The sequence below is a fragment of the Pseudomonas sp. MAG002Y genome, from assembly GCF_019400845.1.
In the GTDB taxonomy this organism is placed as follows: Bacteria; Pseudomonadota; Gammaproteobacteria; order Pseudomonadales; family Pseudomonadaceae; genus Chryseomonas; species Chryseomonas luteola.
Window position 1 is genome coordinate 77,375 of record NZ_WOEJ01000005.1, and the last position, 18,658, is coordinate 96,032.

The 18,658-nt window shown below is 57.2% G+C and carries 11 protein-coding genes; 4 read left to right on the top strand and 7 right to left on the bottom strand.

The window, feature by feature from the left end; genetic code table 11:
• Nucleotide 1: 1 nt before the first annotated feature.
• Genes GM154_RS08825 through GM154_RS08850 form a run of 6 tightly spaced genes read right to left on the bottom strand, consistent with a single transcriptional unit; the run spans nt 2 to nt 6,798 of the window.
• On the bottom strand, nt 2–1,642 hold the full coding sequence (locus tag GM154_RS08825) for a BatD family protein (protein ID WP_219651937.1): 1,641 nt from the start codon (nt 1,640–1,642) through the stop codon (nt 2–4).
• Nucleotides 1,639–3,372, bottom strand: coding sequence for a VWA domain-containing protein (locus GM154_RS08830; RefSeq protein WP_219652116.1), 1,734 nt, complete (start codon nt 3,370–3,372; stop codon nt 1,639–1,641). Before GM154_RS08830 ends, GM154_RS08825 begins: the two co-directional genes overlap by 4 nt.
• Nucleotides 3,372–4,409, bottom strand: a complete 1,038-nt coding sequence (locus tag GM154_RS08835; protein ID WP_010797967.1) for a VWA domain-containing protein — start codon at nt 4,407–4,409, stop codon at nt 3,372–3,374. The genes GM154_RS08830 and GM154_RS08835 overlap by 1 nt, the downstream gene beginning before the upstream one ends.
• Nucleotides 4,402–4,899: a DUF4381 domain-containing protein gene (locus GM154_RS08840; RefSeq protein WP_150347610.1), complete on the bottom strand. Its 498-nt coding sequence runs from the start codon at nt 4,897–4,899 to the stop codon at nt 4,402–4,404. The genes GM154_RS08835 and GM154_RS08840 overlap by 8 nt, the downstream gene beginning before the upstream one ends.
• Entirely contained in the window at nt 4,896–5,834 is a 939-nt protein-coding gene (locus GM154_RS08845) for a DUF58 domain-containing protein (protein WP_219652117.1), read from the bottom strand. The genes GM154_RS08840 and GM154_RS08845 overlap by 4 nt, the downstream gene beginning before the upstream one ends.
• A gap of 4 nt (nt 5,835–5,838) precedes the next feature.
• Nucleotides 5,839–6,798 carry a MoxR family ATPase gene (locus tag GM154_RS08850; protein ID WP_074825312.1) on the bottom strand — a complete coding sequence of 320 codons (960 nt, stop codon included), beginning with the start codon at nt 6,796–6,798 and terminating at the stop codon, nt 5,839–5,841.
• A 203-nt stretch (nt 6,799–7,001) separates the two neighbouring features.
• Between GM154_RS08850 and GM154_RS08855 the strand changes: the two genes are divergently transcribed.
• The 3 genes from GM154_RS08855 to GM154_RS08865 all read left to right on the top strand — a co-directional run bounded on the left by GM154_RS08855 (nt 7,002) and on the right by GM154_RS08865 (nt 15,108).
• Entirely contained in the window at nt 7,002–7,862 is an 861-nt protein-coding gene (locus GM154_RS08855; protein ID WP_219651940.1) for a hypothetical protein, read from the top strand.
• Between the two features lie 3 nt (nt 7,863–7,865).
• Nucleotides 7,866–9,974 carry an LTA synthase family protein gene (locus GM154_RS08860; protein WP_219651942.1) on the top strand — a complete coding sequence of 703 codons (2,109 nt, stop codon included), beginning with the start codon at nt 7,866–7,868 and terminating at the stop codon, nt 9,972–9,974.
• A 262-nt stretch (nt 9,975–10,236) separates the two neighbouring features.
• Nucleotides 10,237–15,108, top strand: a complete 4,872-nt coding sequence (locus tag GM154_RS08865) for an NAD-glutamate dehydrogenase (RefSeq protein WP_219651944.1) — start codon at nt 10,237–10,239, stop codon at nt 15,106–15,108.
• A 48-nt stretch (nt 15,109–15,156) separates the two neighbouring features.
• Here the strand turns inward: GM154_RS08865 and GM154_RS08870 are convergent, their stop codons facing one another.
• On the bottom strand, nt 15,157–16,161 hold the full coding sequence (locus GM154_RS08870; protein ID WP_219651946.1) for an alpha/beta fold hydrolase: 1,005 nt from the start codon (nt 16,159–16,161) through the stop codon (nt 15,157–15,159).
• A gap of 229 nt (nt 16,162–16,390) precedes the next feature.
• Between GM154_RS08870 and GM154_RS08875 the strand changes: the two genes are divergently transcribed.
• Nucleotides 16,391–18,649, top strand: a complete 2,259-nt coding sequence (locus GM154_RS08875; RefSeq protein WP_219651948.1) for an ATP-binding protein — start codon at nt 16,391–16,393, stop codon at nt 18,647–18,649.
• The last annotated feature ends 9 nt before the right edge of the window (nt 18,650–18,658 follow it).

Here is an 18,658-nt window from a genome sequence, read left to right on the forward strand (position 1 = left end):
ATCAGCGCGGGTATAGCGGTGGCAGTGAGCCAGGCTCCTGTTGTACGGGCTGCGTAGAGGGCGGTAAAGCCTGGAACGCCTGCCACAGTGTCTCGCCTTGCCAGTGCTGTCCGCTTTCGCTGTAAAGCGCGCCGTTAAGGTCATCCAGGGCGACAGAAAGCGGATCGAAGCGGGCTGCCATTTCTGCCAGGGTTTCTGGCTGTTGTCGAGCCCAGGCATCGAGCGCCTGACGCGTGGCATGCGGATCGTTAGCCTGGCAGGCGCGTCGCAAATCATCGAGCAGCGTGCGTGGGCTCGGGCCGGCAGGAGCCATTTTAATAATGGCGGGCAGTTGGCGGGCTCGCCACCACAGCCCGAAACCCAGCAGTGTGGTCAGAAGCAGAATAAAACTGGCCAGCTGCCATGGCCAGAGAAGTAGTCGCTTCCCGTTCACACTGGTAGAGGCCTGCCCTGGGGACGGTGGCATTAGGGTCGGGTCGGCAGCGACAGTAAGGGTATGGGCAGGTAGCTGTGTACGCTCAAGTTGGTCGGTCCGAGTGTTCCACCAGACAACTTCCAGAGCAGGTAGAGTGATGTCGCCGCTCCGGTTGGGTACGAGCGCCTCCCGCTCCTCGCGACTGCCGACCAGGCTTTGATCCTGCACGTCGTTGGTCAGCTTGGCCTGGTCTGGATAGCGGCGAAGCCCGTCTACAATCGGCTGCGGCAGAGGCGGCAGCTGTGCACTGGACAGGCCTTCTGCCTTGAGAAGAAGGTGGCGTGTTAATACGGCGCCCTGGCGCGCTTCTTCCGGCTGGGGATTCCACGCTTCGCTCAGCTCGATATGACGTGCCGGTAGCCAGGGTGCGTCAGCAGGATAATCGGCAGGCTTGGCTTTGACCTGAATGGGAATCTCGCTGGTATCCACGCGTATTACCCGACCCGGCCTTGAGCTGAACGGAGACGACTGCTGACCACTGGTTGAGGTATCAACCGCCGTGGCACTGAACGACAGGCTGGGGATGCGTAATAGACCGCTTTGCTGCGGAAAAATGGCATAGCGGATCTCGATAACACCATGTCTCACGCCGCCAATGGTCTGCTCATACGTCCTGGGCTCTCCCAAAGGCTCGACGCGCGCTGATGGCATGCTCAGCGTACTGAGGTTACTGTCATCGTAAAGCGGTACGGAGTGGAGGATGCGTAGCGTCAGGACCAGCTGCGCCTGCACATAAACGGTTTCCTGATCTACCGTAGCATCGATAAAGACCGGCTCCAGGTTTTGAGCGCTGGGGGTAAGTGTCGAAGTTTCGTTGACATGCAGCGTAATCGGCTGGCTTCGCACCCCACTCAGGGTCAGCGGGGGAATCACTACGATTCCGCGCTGCCGCGGTTGAAGCGTTACGATCCAGCGGGTGATAGGCTCGCTTTGATCGGGACCCGCACTCAACTGGTTGATCTGGCGTGTGCCGAGAATATCGAACTGGGGCTCCAGAGGAGACAGATCCGGTTTGCCGAAAAGCGTCGGATCGCTTGATTCGAGGACAAGCTCGAAGGTCTCGCCAGGTACGAGTTGGGTATGGTCCACGCGAGCCGTAAAGTCTGCCCCCCAGCCAGGCAGACTGACCAGCAGAAGCAGGGTGAGCGCAATACGGACTAGGCTCATGGTGTTCTATTTTCCTGTTTTTGTTGCTGCTGATGCCAGAACTTGCGGCGTAACAGCTCTGCGGGATCGTCTGGTATTTCCCTTAGCCATTGTTCCAGTGACTGCCTGCGTTCCTCGCTCAGTACGTTCGAATGAGGCTGAGACAGAAGGTCGTCGTTCTCTTCCTCGGTCTCGACGGCCTCGCTATCGCTGGCTTCGCCTGAGGTTTGGCCAACGGGCTGCCCTGATTCGTCATGGTTCGACGCAGCCCTTGGCTCATCAGTGGCGTCACTGTTTTGCGGTGAGGGTTGGGCTTGGGTGTCGGACTGACTGTGCTGGTCGTCACTTCCTGCTTCATTAGGCGTGGCGTCCTGAGCGGTTGCCTGTTCCTGTTGCTGTTTGAGCAAGGCTTCTATTAGGGCTCTGTTATGGAGGGCCTCGGGAAAATTGCTTTGCAGCCTGAGTGCTTGGTCATAAGCGTCCAGCGCGCCAGTCAATTGACCGGCTTTGGCCAGGGCGTTAGCGCGGTTGTAGTGATCTACCGCACTGTTGCCCTGGGCAAAGGTTTTGGCAGCCTCTTCATATTGACCTGCTTCGTATTGGGCGACACCACGCCACTCACGATTCTCGAACCGTCGAGCGGCTTCGTCAGGACGTTGCGCTTCAAGCAAACGGGCGCCTTGCTGATCCTTGCGCAACCAGAGATCTTCGAACGCAAACGCGTGAGCGGGAGGTGGCATGACAAACAGCAAAAGCGGTATACACAAGAGCCAGCCTTTTCGCCCTGCGCATGCAGCCAGAATCAGCACGGGGATAAGCAGCCAGTAGCCTTGGTCGACCCAGGCATCCAGGCGTACCTGTTCCTGTCGCTCGGCTACGGTGTCCGGTGTGTCGAGCAGACCCAACGCGCGGAGGTCACGCTCATCGGGCTGTTGGCGCTGATACTGCGCACCCACCGATTGAGCGAAGCGGAGCAAGGTAGCCTCATCCAGGCGTGACAGCAGAATATTACCCTGATTGTCGGTCAGATAGCCGCCTTCTTCTCGCGCCATCGGCGCACCTTCAAGTGTCCCCATACCCAGCATAAGCAAGGGAACCCTATAGCTGGATAGCGCTTCACGTATGCCTTTCTGTTCCTGGGGGCTGAGCTGGCTGGTTATCAGTAAGACTCGTCCTCCTGTTCCGCTGCCTTGCCGGAGTAGCTGCAGTGCCTGGCGTACCGCTAAATCCGCACGCTCGCCGGCTTCTGGCATGATCGCCGGACGCACGGCTTCCAGCAGGCTTTGTGCCGTATGCAGGTCGTTGGTCAGCGGGACCAGGACATGACTGCTGCCGGCATAGACGACAATGGCAGTTTCAGCATCCCGACGAGCCGCCAACAGGTCCAGAATGGTGTGCTGGGCCTGAATCAGGCGAGAAGGGGAAACGTCCGAAGCCAGCATGTCCGGCGTCATGTCGAGCACGATAACCAGCGGATCGGTACGTGTGTAAGCCGGCTGCTCGGCGCGTTGCCAGCTGGGGCCGCTCAATGCCAGGATTGCCAGCGCAGCGCCAAGACCAAACAGTAACAACGGCAGGCGTTGGGTATCTCTGGATGGCGTGGTCAGCAGCCATTCGTGAAATGCCGTTGGCAAAAGCCGTTGCCAATGTCCTACGCGACGCGGACGATGCCACAGCTTCCAGAGGAGCCAGAGCAGCACGGGGAATGCTAGAAGCCAGAGAGGACGCGACAGGTGTGGAATCAGCGACATCATGTCTGCCTCCTCCCGCGCGCCTGTGCGTAGGCACGCAGCCGGGGAATACGCCGCCAGGGTTTCGGCCAGATATGCAAGGCAGCGGCGATCAGGCTGGTCAGAAGGGCAAGACTCAGTGGCCAGTAAAAGAGCGCTTTGGCTGGACGTACACGGGTGGGCTGTTGTGCAATCGGCTCGAAGCTGTTGAGTTCATTCGAGATGGCGGACAGCTCTTCCTGCGAACGGGCACGGAAATAGCGGCCTCCGGTTTCCTTGGCAATAGCTTTTAATGTGTCCTCATCCAGATCCAGGCTGCTGAAACCGAATAGGCTCGAGAGACTGGCCTGTTGTGGGTCGGCACCAATCCCGATGGCATAGATCCGTACATGCTCTTCGGCGGCCAGGCGAGCAGCGATCAGTGGATCGACGCGGCCACCGTTATTGGCGCCATCCGTAATCAAGACCATGACTCGACTATTTTCCGGACGCATCCTCAAATGCTTTACCGCCAGGCCAATGGCGTCACCGATAGCGGTGTTCTTGCCTGCAATACCTACCAGGGCCTCATCGAGCAGGGCATGGACCGTCCGGCGATCAAAGGTGAGCGGCGCCTGCACATAAGCTTGCGAACCAAAGAGGATAAGACCGATGCGATCACCCGTGCGGCCTTCGATAAAATCGCCGATCAGATGCTTTACCAGGGTGAGGCGGCTGATGTCTTCTCCCTTCCAGGTCATGTCGGGATAATCCATGGAGCCAGACACGTCAACGGCCAGCAAGATGTCTCTGCCACTGGTAGGAAGCGGAAGGGGTGAACCCACCCATTGGGGACGAGCTGTTGCTGCCAGAAGCAGCACCCAGATCAATACAAACGGCAACTGCCGCTTCAGGGCAGGCAGACGTGTATGGGCGCGGTGTCCTGCAAGGTGCTCAAGTTCTTTCAGAAAACTGACCTTGAGTGCTGACTCCTGGCTTTGCGCAGGCGGCAATATCAGCCTGGCCACCCAGGGCAAGGGTGCCAGGAAAAATATCCACGGCCAGGCAAATTCAAACATGTTTGCGAATCCATATGCTGACCGCGGCGTAAAGGCCATCGATGGTCTTGTCGTCCAACCGGCAGTCCGGGCGATAAGCGCCTTCTACCAAGACCATCCAGCGTGTCAGGCCAGCTGCCGTACACCGGGTGTCGAGAAAGGCTAGCCAGGCGCGCCCGCTCAATGTCTGGCAGTGGCTGTCGGGATAGCGGGTCATGCACAGCCGTTTGAGCAGGGCATTGAGACTTTGCAGCCAGGGCCCGGCGGATTCGCCATAGGGACGGGGCATTTGTGCCAGCTCAAGCAGTGCCGCCCGGCGAGGCCCCTCCAGTTGCTCTTCTTCTGAAACAGGCTGCTCCACAGACGTCTGGCGCCGATGCCGCCATACCATGAATGCTGCAGCAGGTACCGCCACTAACATGACCAGCGCTATCCACCAGCCGGGTGCCAACGGCCAGAACGAAACGGGCTCGGGCCTGACCAGAGGGGCCAATTGATCGAGCGGGTTCATTGCTGGTAGCCAGGCTGATGCTGGTGCAGATGCTTACGCAGCTGCTCAATCAGGTCGTGGGAAGTAGAAAGCGGAAGCAGCGGGATACCCAGTCGCTGGCTTAGGCGTGTCCAGCGCTCCCGACGCTGCTTTGCCTGCTGCAGGTAGGCGTTCGACAGCGTGCCGTTCAGGGTGTCGATTTCAAGCTCGGTGTCGTGCTGGGCGAAGCGAAGAAATCCGGCTGCTGGCAAACGGTGGTCCAGCGGATCGGAGATCGGTAACAGAACCAGGTCCGTATGGCGAGACGCCAGGGCCAGTTGCTGCTCCGCGGCCTCGCTCAGGCTACGCTCATCGCATAGGATCAATGCCATGCTGCCTGGACGCAGTACTTCACGTGCGCGCCGCAGCACCAATGAAAAGGCGTCGCTCGGAAGTTTGGGTTCGGTCTGGTCCATAAGACTGTGATTGGCCTTGATCAGATGATCGAACAACCTCAGCAGGTTTTGCTTGCTGCGCCGTGGACGCACGTCGTGAAAGCCGTCATCACCAAAAACCATGCCGCCAATGCGGTCGCTATGACCCAGTACGGACCAGCCGATTAGGGCAGCTGCCTGTGCCACCAATACCGATTTGAACACGCGCTCCGAGCCAAAGAACAAGCGCTGGCTCTGTTCAATCAGCAGATAGACAGGGCGCTCACGCTCTTCGTGAAACAGCTTGGTATGTGGCTCGCGGCTTCTGGCGGTCACACGCCAGTCGATGGTGCGGACGTCGTCGCCTGGTTGATACACCCGTACCTGATCGAAGTCCACGCCGCGACCCCGCAGGCGTGAATGGTGAACGCCAATGAGCGGGCTGCGTCGCCCGGCGGCCGCGAACAGTTTGACCTCTGGAACGCGGTGTCTCATGTCGATCAGCTCGGTCAGGCTGATACTGACGCTGCGCGGCGTGCCCATGGTGCTATGCAACGGCCACGACGTCGAGAATACGTTGCACAACGCGATCATGGTCGACGCCGGCTGCCTCAGCCTCGAAGGAGAGGATGATGCGATGGCGCAGAACGTCGAACAGTACCGCCTGGATGTCTTCCGGACTGACGAAATCCCGTCCCGCAAGCCAGGCATGTGCGCGAGAGCAACGATCCAGCGCGATGGAGCCCCGCGGACTCGACCCATAGCTGAGCCACTGTGCCAGCTCGGTATCGAAGCGTGCCGGTGTCCGTGTCGCCATTATGAGCTGGACAAGATACTCCTCGACCGCGTCGGCCATATACAGCGAAACAACCTCCCGTCTGGCCGCAAAGATAGCCTCCTGCGTCACCTGATTAGGCGCCTTCGTTTCCCCGTGTAATGCCTCGCCTCGTGCCTGCGCCAGGATCCGTCGTTCAACGCTGGCATCCGGGTAACCAATCTTGACATGCATGAGGAACCGGTCGAGCTGGGCCTCCGGCAGCGGGTAGGTTCCTTCCTGCTCGATAGGATTTTGTGTAGCCATGACCAGGAACAACGGCGGTAGGTCATAGGTGGTGCGGCCAATACTGACCTGGCGCTCCGCCATGGCTTCCAGCAGGGCGGACTGTACCTTGGCCGGTGCTCGGTTGATCTCGTCTGCCAACACGAGATGGTGAAAGATAGGGCCGCGCTGGAATTCGAAGTTACCGCTGTCGGCTCGATAGATCTCGGTACCGGTAATGTCGGCCGGTAATAGGTCCGGAGTGAACTGGATACGATGAAACTCGGCTTCCAGTCCGTCGGCGAGATCTTTGATTGCCTTGGTTTTCGCAAGTCCGGGAGCGCCTTCTACAAGAAGATGCCCGTCGGCGAGCAGTGCGATCAACAAACGCTCGATAAGCTTTTCCTGGCCCAGGATCTGGCTGGACAGGTAATTGCGTAGCGAGATCAGCGCTTCACGGTGTTCCATTAAGACTTCCTGGAAAAATGGCAAGGATGAAAGCCTCGGCAGGGCGTTACTTTAATCCATTCCCATACACTACACCTAACTTCTAGCGGCGTTTGGCTAGTACACGGAAGATCAATGGTCTTGCAAAGGCTGCAAGCGGTATTTTGACGAAATTTTGATTCCTGATCCGGCATTCTTACGCTTTTTGAACGGGCTGCGTATCAATGACGCTGAATAGGCGCGCCGGAAAGCTGGCTGCTATTGCAGGTATTGCGCTGATTGCAGCGGCCTGCGTTCCACTTTGGAAACACTTCTTCCCTGTCCAGGCCGCTGATGGCTGGGAGTACTCAATCTATCGCCAGGATATTCCTAACGTTAGTGCGCTGATCAGGGATGAGGCAGGCACTCTGTATGTAACGGAAGAGTTCCAGGATGGAAAGGGAAGAGTCATGACGCTTTCTCCCGATGGGACGTTAAATCCTTATGTCGAAGGTCTTTCCAAGCCTGATGGCCTGACGTTCTTTCAAGGGGGTGTGGTGTATAGCCAGGAGGCTGACCGACATCCCGTCATCTGGCAAAAGGGCGATCAAAGACGCGAGCTGTTTATGGGTAATGATGTCGAGGAAGTCTCAACCGACGGACACTACCTCTATGCAATCGAAGATCTGCATGGCAACGGGCGATTGCTGCGCTATGACCCAAGCACCCAGGCGGTGACCATTCTGCGGCAGGGCCTTGATCAGGCAGAAGCCGTCGCACCTTGCCCGGACGGCTCGCTGTTCTATCTCGAAAAGCAGAAGGGTGAAATCCACCAATGGCAAGCCGGTGGCCAGGACCCTATAGTGCTCACCGGTTTGAATGCGCCTGGCTTCATGGTGTGCACCACGGAGGGTGTTTGGATTACGGAAGACGCCACGCACATGGCCCGGCTGCTGCTACTCGATCGGCAGGGCAGGGAGCATGTAATCCTGAGTCATCTTCGCTCTGCCCAGACCCTTCTGCCATCACCTGACGGCAGTTTTCTGCTATCCGAGCAGGGACGCAACCGCATCCTGAAACTCCAACGCACCAAAGAAGGCGCTTAAACAATGCAACAACCGGACGCCAAACGACCCGCTAATCCAGGACGCAGGCCTATACAGCCAACTATTGCCAGTCATCTGGCCTTTACGCTGGGGAGTGCGCTGGCCTTGCTGGTCATGTTCGCCCTGCTGCGGCTGGCCTTGCTGGCTTACAATCATGAATCCATTGGCGATACGCCTGCCGGCGAGTTCATCGAGGCGTTTATCAACGGTGCTCGCTTCGACCTGCGCCTGATTGCATACATCTGTGTGCCGCTACTGCTTTCACTGCTCAGCGTGCGTGCCATGGCGGCTCGCCGCCTGCACTGCGTCTGGCTCACGGTCGCTGCAAGCCTTTGCCTGTTCCTGGGTGTGGTGGAGCTGAACTTCTACCGGGAATTTCATCAGCGCCTGAATGGCTTGGTGTTCCAATACATGCAGGAAGATCTCAAGACCGTATTCAGTATGATCTGGTACGGCTTTCCTGTTGTTCGCCTTCTGCTGGCCTGGCTGGTAGCAGCGTTGTTGCTGGGATGGATGTTTCATCGTATCGAGCGGGCGACGCGGCCGAAGGTTGTCGCTTCGGACAGCACGGGAGCCCGCCCGGTCGCTTCACCTGCCTGGTATGCGCGGGGCGCGGTATTCGTGGTCTGTCTGCTGGTGGCGGTCGTTGCCGTACGTGGCACGCTGCGCCATGGCCCACCGCTGCGTTGGGGGGATGCCTATACAACGGAGTCGATGTTTGCCAATCATCTGGGGCTCAATGGTACTCTGACGCTTATCAATGCGGCAGAGCACTCCTTCTCTGACCATCGGGACAACACCTGGAAAGCGACCCTGCCCGAGGATGAGGCGCTGAAGACCGTACGCAGCATGTTACTCACACCTCGTGATCAGCTGGTGGATGCCGATACCGCTGCCATTCGTCGCGTCTATACACCGGCGCCCGAAACCAGGCTGCCGGGTGTACGCAATGTTGTCGTCATTCTGATGGAGAGCATGGCGGGCCGGTACATTGGTGCGCTGGGCAGTACGGATAACATCACGCCCAATTTCGATGCGCTAAGCAAGGACGGCCTGCTGTTTACCCGTTTCTTTTCCAACGGCACTCACACCCACCAGGGGATGTTTGCCACCATGGCCTGCTTTCCGAACCTGCCGGCTTTCGAATACCTCATGCGGATGCCAGAGGGCAGTAACAAGTTTTCAGGACTGCCGCAGATGCTCAGCCCGCGCGGCTATAATGATGTCTATGTCTACAACGGAAGTTTCGCCTGGGACAATCAGTCTGGCTTCTTTAGCAACCAGGGTATGACCTCTTTCGTAGGGCGTGACGACTTTGTCAATCCGGTCTTTATCGATCCAACCTGGGGTGTTTCTGACCAGGACATGTTTGCCCGCTCGGCTGAGGAGCTCAGCAAGCTCGAAAAGCAGGGCAAGCCGTTTTATGCCCTGCTGCAAACCCTTTCCAATCATACCCCTTACGCGTTGCCCAAAGACCTGCCGGTTGAGCGTGTAACCGGACACGGTTCGCTGGACGAGCATCTGACAGCGATGCGCTACGCGGACTGGTCGCTGGGCCAGTTCTTTGCCGAGGCGCGCAAGCAGCCCTATTTCAAGGACACGCTGTTCGTCATTGTGGGCGACCACGGTTTCGGTGCGCCGGAACAGTTGACGGAAATGGATCTTTTCCGCTTCAACGTACCGCTGCTGTTGATTGGGCCTGGCGTACAGGAAACCTTTGGCAGCCGCCGCGATACGGTCGGTAGCCAGATCGACATAGTGCCCACCATCCTCGGGCGTTTGGGCGAACCGGCCCGCCATCAATGCTGGGGCCGGGATTTGCTGGACCTGCCCGCAGGTGATCCTGGCGTTGCGGTTATCAAACCGTCAGGTGGCGAACAGACCGTAGCCATCGTGTCGGGTGACAACATACTGGTGAAGCCCAAGGACCTGAACGCACGCCTGTATCGATACGAATTGGGTGCTACCCATCACGCGGAAGTGCTTAATGATTCAGACAAGGCCTCTGCCATGCAGTACAAGCTGGATGCCTTCCTGCAAACCGCAACCGACAGCCTTTTGAATAACACGACCGGTGTGACGCCGGCGACCCAGATTCCCTCCTCGAAGTAATCGTTCTGGCGCAGCGGCAAACGCTGCGCCAGTCCTTTCCCAAACCCCATCTGCAACAGGTATGAACGAAGATGTCGCGGCACCGAATGCAGCGGCGGCAACTTCGTTTTAAGCTTTTACCCGGCTGAAGTCGCTGCTGCCAAAAATGTCAGGGGCTTCAGTTGCAATAAAGTTGAACTCGAGCTGAACACCCTGGGTCCTCGTCCTTGTATGTAGGCACCAGGCGTGCAAAAAACGAATAAAGCCCAGATGGAGTACAACCATGGCGTTTTTTACCGCTGCCAGCAAAGCGGACTTTCAACACCAGTTACACCTTGCTCTTGCTCAGCATGTGGACGAGCCGACGCTCTCCAGGCTGATACCCTTCGCTGACCAGTTCTTCGGAATTGTCGCGTTGGAAGAACTGACCCAGCGCCGTCTTTCGGACCTTGTTGGTTGTGTACTCTCGGCCTGGCGCTTATTGGAGCGTTTCAATCCGGCTCAGCCGCAGGTCAATGTATTCAACCCTGAATACGAGCGGCACGGTTGGCAGTCTGCCCATACGGCGGTAGAGGTCCTGCATGCAGATATCCCGTTCCTGGTTGACTCGGTCCGCATGCAGATCAATCGATCCGGACACAGCGTACATACCCTGCAGAACAGTGTGCTGAGCGTACGCCGTGATGAGTCAGGCCGTCTGCTGGAGGTACTGCCCAAAGGTACCCAGGGAGAGGGAGTCAGCCAGGAGTCAGTCATTTTTCTTGAGATCGATCGCTGTGCTTCAGCCAGCGACATGAAGGCGCTTGAATCAGCCCTGCTTGAAGTGCTGGGCGAGGTACGCCTGGCCGTGAACGATTTCAACCCCATGAAACAGCGTGTAGCGCATCTGCTCGAACAGCTGGATACCATGGCGGGGCCAAATGTGGCAGCAGAAGAGCTGGACGAGGTGAAGACCTTCCTGGCCTGGCTCAACGATAACCACTTCACGTTCTTGGGATACGAAGAATTTACCGTCGAGAACGAGGGTGAAGGCGGTCGTATTTTCTATGACGAGTCCTCTCTGCTGGGACTTTCGCGGCAGCTGCGCATAGGCCTTACTGCCGAAGACGCTCATATTCAGACCGAGTCGCTGCAGTATTTCCGCGAGCCTTTGCTGCTCTCGTTTGCCAAAGCTGCGTTGCCAAGCCGGGTACATCGTCCGGCCTATCCCGATTTTGTCTCTATCCGTCAGTGCGACGAACAGGGGCATGTCATTCGTGAACACCGGTTCATGGGGTTATATACCTCCAATGTCTATAACCAGAGCGTCGAAGCCATTCCCTTTATCCGGCGCAAGGCGGCGGAAGTCAGACGTCGGGCCGATTTCGGTGCCAGTGCGCATTTGGGCAAGGAATTGGCGCAGGTGCTTGAAGCGCTGCCTCGTGATGATCTCTTCCAGACGCCGGTAGATGATCTTTTCGCTACGGCGATGTCCATTGTGCAGATCCAGGAGCGCAACAAGGTTCGCGTCTTCCTGCGCCGCGATCCCTACGGACGCTTCTATTACTGCCTGGCCTATGTACCGCGCGACATTTATTCCACCGAGGTCCGTCAGCGCATGCAGCAGATCCTTATGGAGCGCTTGCATGGCACCGACTGCGAGTTCTGGACCTATTTCTCCGAATCCGTTCTGGCGCGTGTTCAGTTCATCCTGCGTATCGATCCGGGCCAGAAGCCGGAAATTGATCCTTCGCGTATCGAAAAGGAAATGGTGCAGGCGTGCCGGTCCTGGAAGGACGACTATGCGAGTCTGATCATCGATACCTTGGGCGAGGCGCAGGGTACAGCTGTACTGGCCGATTTCCCTCAGGGTTTCCCGGCCGGTTATCGTGAGCGTTTCGCGCCGCATCTGGCGGTGGTGGACATGCGGCATCTGCTGAACCTGTCGGAAAGCCGCCCGCTGATCATGAGCTTCTATCAGCCGCTCGGTTACAGCGGCGGCGACAATGTCCTGCATTGCAAGCTCTATCATGCGGATACGCCGCTGGCCTTGTCGGATGTGCTGCCAATTCTTGAAAACCTTGGTCTGCGCGTATTGGGTGAGTTTCCTTATCATCTGCGCAAGAAAGATGGGCGCGAATACTGGATCCACGATTTTGCCTTTACCACGGTGGCAGGATTACATGTGGACCTGCAACAGCTCAACGACACGTTCCAGGATGCGTTCATCCATATCGTCAATGGCAGCGCCGAGAATGACTCCTTTAACCGGCTGGTCCTGACGGCCGGGCTGCCCTGGCGTGATGTGGCCCTGCTGCGTGCCTACGCGCGTTACCTCAAGCAGATTCGCATTGGGTTCGACGTTGGCTACATTGCCAGTACGCTGAACAATCATGTGGACATTGCACGCGAGCTGACACGCCTGTTCCGTATGCGCTTCTATCTGGCGCGCCGTATGAGTCCGGAAGATCTGGAAGACAAGCAACAGCGTTTGGAGCAGGCAATCCTTGCAGCGCTGGATAACGTGGCAGTGCTAAACGAAGACCGTATCCTGCGTCGCTACCTGGATCTGATCAAAGCAACGCTGCGAACCAACTTCTACCAGCCAGACGAAAATGGTCAGCCCAAGAGCTATTTCAGCTTCAAGTTCAATCCGCGTGCTATCCCCGAATTGCCCAAGCCTGTACCGCGATTTGAGATTTTCGTTTACTCGCCACGTGTGGAAGGCGTCCACTTGCGAGGCGGCAAGGTTGCTCGTGGCGGTCTGCGTTGGTCGGATCGGGAAGAGGATTACCGTACAGAAGTGCTGGGCCTGGTAAAGGCGCAGCAGGTCAAGAACTCGGTAATCGTACCGGTAGGGGCAAAAGGTGGATTCGTACCGCGGCGTCTGCCTGTAGGCGGTAGTCGGGATGAAATCCTGGCCGAGGCAATTGCGTGCTACCGCATCTTCATTTCCGGTTTGCTGGATATCACGGACAACCTGAAAGAAGGCGAAGTCGTTCCGCCGGTGGGTGTTGTGCGTCAGGACGATGACGATCCCTATCTGGTCGTGGCAGCCGATAAAGGCACGGCGACCTTCTCGGACATTGCCAATGGTATCGCAGCTGAATACGGCTTCTGGCTGGGTGATGCGTTCGCTTCTGGCGGTTCGGCAGGTTATGACCACAAGAAAATGGGTATCACGTCGCGTGGTGCCTGGGTCAGCGTACAACGGCATTTCCGTGAGCGGGGCATTGACGTCCAGAAAGACCCAGTCACTGTACTAGGGATCGGCGACATGGCCGGCGATGTCTTTGGTAACGGCCTGCTGCGCTCGGAAAGCCTTGAGCTGGTAGCGGCATTCAACCATCTACATATCTTTATTGACCCAAACCCCGATGCTGCCCGCAGCTTCGCCGAGCGCCAGCGTTTGTTTGACCTGCCACGCTCCAGCTGGACGGACTATGACGCCAGCCTGATTTCCGAGGGTGGCGGCATTTTCTCGCGTAGTGCCAAGCGAATTGAAATCTCGCCGCAGATGAAAGAGCGCTTCGATATCCAGGCCGATCAGCTGACGCCTAACGAGCTGATTCATGCACTGCTCAAGGCTCCGGTCGATCTTATCTGGAACGGCGGTATCGGTACTTACGTCAAGGCCAGCTTCGAATCCCATGCGGATATCGGCGACAAGGCCAACGATGCGCTACGGGTGAATGGCAACGAGCTGCGCGCCAAGGTGGTAGGTGAGGGCGGTAACCTGGGCATGAGCCAGCTGGCACGGGTCGAGTATGGGCTCAATGGTGGCGCATGCAATACCGACTTCATTGATAATGCCGGCGGCGTGGACTGCTCTGACCATGAGGTCAACATCAAGATTCTCTTGGGCGATGTGGTGTCCTCTGGCGACATGACCCTGAAACAGCGTAATCAGCTGATGGGCGAGATGACCGATGAGGTTGGTGAGCTGGTCGTCAACAACAATTACATGCAAACCCAAGCGCTGTCTCTGGCGGAGCGTCGTGCACGGACGCATCTCATGGAGTACAAGCGTCTCATCGTGGACCTGGAAGGCCGTGGCAAGCTTGACCGCGCATTGGAGTTCCTGCCCTCTGATGATGTTCTGGCAGAGCGCGCCAGCCAAGGCATAGGCCTGACCCGCGCCGAGCTTTCGGTGCTGATCTCCTACAGCAAGATCGATTTGAAGGAGCAGTTGCTCAAGTCGAGCGTGCCGGACGATGAGTACCTTAGCCGCGACATGCATACTGCGTTCCCGCAGCGCCTGACTGAGGAGTTTGGCGAGGCGATGCAGCGGCATCGTCTGAAGCGCGAGATCGTGAGTACCCAGATCGCCAATGATCTGATCAACCATATGGGTATCACCTTTATCCAGCGCCTCAAGGAGTCCACTGCCATGAGCGCGGCGGATATCACGCGTGCCTATGTTGTGATGCGGGATGTCCTGCATCTGCCTCATTGGTGGCGTCAGATCGAAGCGCTGGACTATAAGGTTCCGGCAGATGTTCAGTTGAGTCTGATGGATGAGTTAATGCGCTTGGGGCGTCGTGCGACGCGCTGGTTCCTGCGCAGCCGTCGCGGTGAGCTGGATGCTGCGCGTGATGTTGCTCACTTCGGGCCACGTGTTGCCGCGCTGGGCGTTCGTTTGAACGAACTGCTCGAGGGCGAGCCACGCAGCCAGTGGGAAGGGCGGTATCAGCATTACATCGATCAGGGTACGCCGGAGCTACTGGCGCGTGTGGTGGCGGGTACGACGCACATCTATACGCTTTTGCCCATCATTCAGGCGGCTGACGTGACCGGGCATGATCCTATCCAGGTAGCCTCGACCTGGTTCGCTGTTGGCAATGCGCTCGACCTGACCTGGTATCAGCAACAGCTCAACGAGTTGCCGGTTGAAAACGCCTGGCAAGCATTGGCGCGTGAAGCGTTCAGAGATGAACTGGATGCACAGCAGCGCATCATCACGATTGCGGTTTTGCAGATGCCTGAGGCACCTGAAGATAACGCTGCGCGGCTGGCCCTATGGATGGAGCACAACCGTACCATGGTGGAACGCTGGAGAGGTATGCTCAGTGATGTGCGTGCCGCCAGCGGAAAGGACTTCGCCATGTATGCGGTGGCAGCCCGTGAACTAATGGACTTGGCTAGTCTGGGTTCTGCCACGAGTTCGACGATGTAAGTCGCACCATCGATAAAAAACCCCGCCTCGGCGGGGTTTTTTTATGAGCTATTTAATTTCAGCCAATCCTTTGAGCAGCGCCTCGTGAAAGCGTTCGGGATCCTGGATTTGTGGTGCATGTCCCATGTCATCAAATTCGACTAGTGTGGCATGGGGAATGGTCTTGGCTGTCTGCTTGCCTAGGGTCGTATAGTCACCCAGTGCCTTCTGTGCTTCTGGGGTGGCTGCGTCCTTGCCAATGGCGGTATTGTCCTTGGTGCCTATCATGAGCAGCGTTGGCATGCGCAGCTGATCAAATTCATAGACCACAGGCTGGGTATAGATCATGTCGTACAGCAGGGCCGAATTCCAGGCTACGACCTGCTTGCCTTCACCACGATACAGCCCGGCCAGCATATCAACCCAGCGATCATATTCAGGCTTCCACTGGCCGGCGTAATAGGTGTTCTGTTCGTACTTGCGAATACCTTCAGCGCTTGTTTTAAGCTCCCGCTCGTACCATTGATCAACACTACGGTAAGGCACACCTTTGGTTTTCCAGTCTTCAAGGCCAATGGGGTTAACCATGACCAGCTGCTCGACCTGGCTGGGGTAGAGCAGGGCATAGCGGGTAGCCAGCATGCCACCGGTGGAATGACCTAAAACTGTGACCTTGTCTACACCCAGATGCTCAAGAAGCGCGTGGGTATTCACCGCCAGCTGCTGAAAGGTATATTGATAGTGTTCAGGTTTGGTGGATTTACAGAAACCAATCTGGTCCGGCGCTACGACCCGATAACCGGCCCCGCTCAGTTGGGCTATGGTCGTTTCCCAGGTTCCGGCACAAAAGTTCTTTCCATGCATCAACACCACGGTACGCCCGTTAGGTGTTGCGGTAGGCTTCACATCGATGTAAGCCATTTGCAGGCGTTGATTTTGGGATGTGAACTCAAACTCACTTACCGGGTAAGCGTATTCGAAACCTTCCAGACGTGGACCATAGGCGGCATCGGCAGCCAACGCCGAATGTGTCAGGGTAGCTAGCAGCAAAGCAGGGGCGAGGCGCGCGAACATGGATAACTTGCTCCTTGGGATGATTCAGCCGTTTCGACTTACCCTAGGTAACTAATAGTTCCGCAGTCCACCAGCACTGTTTGACAAGACATTTACAACAGGAAAGCTCTAGTGAGCGGATCACAGATCTTTAGCGCTATCCCGATCAATCACACTTGTACAATAACGTACCTATGCAGGCACAATAGGCATAGATAAATCATCCATACGTAACGACAGGAGAGGATGCTTGGCCGTCGCCGACAATCCCAGTTCCTCGCTTCCAGCCAGCACGCTGACGGAATGTGCGAAAGAACCTATACACATTCCCGGTAGTATCCAGCCACATGGGTTTCTGCTGGCCCTGAGCGAGCCGAGCCTGACGATTACTCAGGTTAGCCAAAACGTACAAGACTATCTGCATGCCAGCCCTGCCGATCTGCTAGGGAAGTGCCTGAGTGATTTTCTGCCAGAAACGAATCTGTCCGAGCGGCTGAAAGAGCTGGTCATCGAGGACCACAATCCCTTCTATCTGGGTGACGTGGCCTTGCGGCTTGGCGATAACGGCTACTGTTTTGCCATGTTCGTGCATCGTTTCGATGATGTATTGATCGCCGAGTTCGAAGCGGCCGGCACGGCGGCAATGGCCTACACAACGATGTATCCGTTGGTGCGTACCTTTGTCGAGCAGCTGCAGCATGCCGAGTCCATTGAGGCGCTTTGCCTGCTGGCGGTACGAGAGGTCAAGCGCATTACGCAGTTTGGCCGAGTACTGGCATATCGCTTCGATCACGACGGCCATGGCCAGGTGATTGCCGAAGAGGCAGACGAGGGTTACGACCGTTACCTTGGACATGTCTTCCCCGAGTCGGATATCCCGGCTCAAGCGCGTCGGCTTTATCTTGAAAACCGGATTCGTGTCATTCAGGACGCCCATTACGAGCCCTCTATCATCGAGCCTTCCGTCAACCCGGAAACGGGGCGCCCACTGGACTTGAGCTTTGCAATGCTACGCAGCGTATCGCCAGTGCATGTCCAATACATGCGTAACATGGGTACGCAGGCCTCGATGTCCATTTCCATTCTGGTGGATAACGAGCTCTGGGGGCTGATTTCCTGCCACGATGCCGAGCCAAAGTCAGTGAGCTTCCAGAAGCGCACTGGCTGCGAACTCCTGGGACGTATGCTGTCCTTGCAGATCGAGGCTGGTGAGTCTCACAAGTTATCCGATCGCCGCCTGTCGCTTCGGCAGATGATCGTGCAGTTGCTGGCCGCGATGGCTGACCGCGACAGTGTTATCGAAGGCATCGCTGAAGTACCCGATATTTTTCTCCGGTTCGCCAGTGCGTCGGGTGGCGCTATCGTATCGGCTGAGCGCTGCGACCTGATTGGCCAGACGCCCCCGCGCTCGGTCGTCGAGTCGTTGGTGATGTGGCTCTCGACGCATGTTGAAGATGATTTCCATACCAACAATGTGACGCGTGATATTCCCGAACTGGAGTTGGGCGGCTATGTTGCCGGTCTGCTGGCAGTGCCGATCTCCGAGCTTCATTCCCATTACCTGATCTGGTTCAGGCCTGAGCAGGTTCAGGTCGTCAACTGGGCCGGGCCGCCGCATAAGGCGGTACTGGACAACGGGATGCTCAATCCCCGCCTGAGCTTTAGCACGTGGCAGGAAACCGTCCGAGGCTTCTCGTTGCCGTGGGATCCGCTGGAGGTCGAGGGCAGCATCGAGCTGCGTAACGCCGTTCGCGGTATCGTCTTGCGCAAGGCTGAAGAGTTAGCCGAGCTGGCAGAAGAGCTCAAGCGAACCAACAAGGAACTTGAAGCCTTTTCCTACAGCGTCTCACATGACCTGCGTGCGCCTCTTCGGCACATTGCCGGTTATGCAGAATTACTCAATGACTTCGAGGGCGACAAGCTCTCTGATCGCGGCGCACGCTTCCTTGAAAACATCGGTGTTTCAGCACGGTTTGCCGGAACCCTGGTTGATAACCTGCTGAGCTTTTCCCAGATGGGAAGGGCTGCGATCCGCTATTCTGATGTCAATGTCGCTGCCTTGATCGAAGCGATTCGTCAGGAGATGGCGCCTGACTTTGCCGGGCGCAACATCGAGTGGAAGGTCGAGCCATTGCCGATGGTCATTGCAGATGCGGCTTTTATTCATCTGGCGCTCCGCAACCTGATTTCCAACGCGATCAAGTACACCCGCAACCGCGAGCAGGCGGTTATCGAGATCGGCTCAGAATCAACCGACAAGGAAGACATTTTCCATGTCAGGGATAACGGGGTCGGATTCAACATGGATTACGTGGGCAAGCTGTTCGGCGTCTTCCAGCGACTGCACCATATGGACGAGTTCGAAGGCATCGGTATCGGCCTTGCCACTGTCCGCCGTATCATAGAACGCCATGATGGCAGGGTCTGGGCTGAGGGCGAGCCGGGCACAGGTGCCACGTTCTATTTTGCTTTACCGAAACAGCGCCCCCTTTCCACACAGAAACGTTGAGACTCCTTC